The organism is Shewanella sp. UCD-KL21, from assembly GCF_001957135.1.
Taxonomy (GTDB): Bacteria; Pseudomonadota; Gammaproteobacteria; order Enterobacterales; family Shewanellaceae; genus Shewanella.
In genome coordinates this window covers 1-756 of record NZ_MPHK01000073.1, presented here as the reverse complement: position 1 = coordinate 756, position 756 = coordinate 1, and the positions used below count along the sequence as shown (strand labels likewise).

Here is a 756-nt window from a genome sequence, read left to right as displayed (position 1 = left end):
GCTGTAAATACCGTCATCACCCATGCCTTCAAACTCAACGTTTGGAGTAGGTGCATCAGTGTTATCAACGTCTTGCTTRTCAGTGGCGATAGCCGATGGGTTACCGGCAGCATCAATAACCTGCGCGGTGACATCCACTTGGGTTTGACCATCGACCACCGCGACTTCAATGGCTTGGCCATTGGTGAGCATTTCGCCGGTGACCAGACCGTTAAACAATTCGTTGCCGTTRCCATCWGTGATGATCAGCGTGTCACCAATTGCGGTGCCMGCGGCTAAGGTCACGGTGGCGGTGACGGTGCCATCCGCGCCAATTTCATCGCTGCTGTAAATACCGTCATCACCCATGCCTTCAAACTCAACGTTTGGAGTAGGTGCATCAGTGTTATCAACGTCTTGCTTATCAGTAGCAATGCCGGAAGCATTACCGGCAGCATCAATAACCTGCGCGGTGACATCCACTTGGGTTTGACCATCGACCACCGCGACTTCAATGGCTTGACCATTATCAAGCATCGCTTGGGTCACGAGACCGTTAAAGAGTTCGTTGCCGTTACCATCAGTGATGATCAGGGTGTCACCGATGTTGGTGCCCGCGGCTAAGGTCACGGTGGCGGTGACGGTGCCATCCGCGCCAATTTCATCGCTGCTGTAAATACCGTCATCACCCATGCCTTCAAACTCAACGTTTGGAGTAGGTGCATCAGTGTTATCAACGTCTTGCTTATCAGTGGCGATAGCCGATGGGTTACCGGC

The 756-nt window shown here is 52.7% G+C and carries 1 protein-coding gene; it reads right to left on the bottom strand.

The genetic code is table 11. From position 1 onward, the window contains the following. The coding region (locus tag BM739_RS20315; RefSeq protein ID WP_217697859.1) for a hypothetical protein at positions 1-756 on the bottom strand (756 nt) is incomplete at both ends.